This window comes from Agrobacterium sp. D14 (assembly GCF_001526505.1).
GTDB lineage: Bacteria > Pseudomonadota > Alphaproteobacteria > Rhizobiales > Rhizobiaceae > Agrobacterium > Agrobacterium leguminum.
Genome location: NZ_ASXX01000060.1, coordinates 1 through 515, shown reverse-complemented (window position 1 = coordinate 515; position 515 = coordinate 1). Strand labels below are relative to the sequence as shown.

The window sequence follows — 515 nt, the reverse complement described above, 5'->3', positions numbered from 1 at the left end:
TCGGCCGGCGGCATCATCGCCGTCATCCTCGCCAATATCGTCGCCATCTTCCTGATGCGCGCCGTCGGCAAGAACCTCGACCGGTAAGGGGGAAACATCATGGCCCGCAAGACAACCACACGTGCGAAGATCGGCTTTTCCATCGCGGCCTGGGCCGTGGCGCTGCTGCTGTTCTTCCCGATCCTCTATGCCTTCCTCACCTCGATCAAGACCGAGCCGGAAGCAATCGCCGGCTTCAGCCTCATTCCCTCGGGCACGCTCGAGAATTACGTGACGGTCCAGACCCAGCGCGATTACTTCAAGCCCTTCATGAACTCGGTGGTGCTGTCGCTCGGCTCGACGATCATCGCGCTGATCATCGCCATTCCCGCCGCCTGGGCCATGGCGTTCTCGCCGACCAAGCGCACCAAGGACATTTTGATGTGGATGCTCTCCACCAAGATGATGCCGGCCGTCGCCGTGCTGGTGCCGATCTATCTGATCTTCCGCAATGCCGGCCTGCTCGATACCCGCAT

At 61.2% G+C, this 515-nt stretch carries 2 pseudogenes; both read left to right on the top strand.

The annotated features are described in order from the left end of the window. Positions 1–87, top strand: a pseudogene (locus L901_RS27260) (sugar ABC transporter permease); the annotation flags it as partial. Positions 88–99: 12 nt separating this feature from the next. Next, a pseudogene (locus L901_RS22905) lies at positions 100–515 on the top strand (carbohydrate ABC transporter permease); the annotation flags it as partial.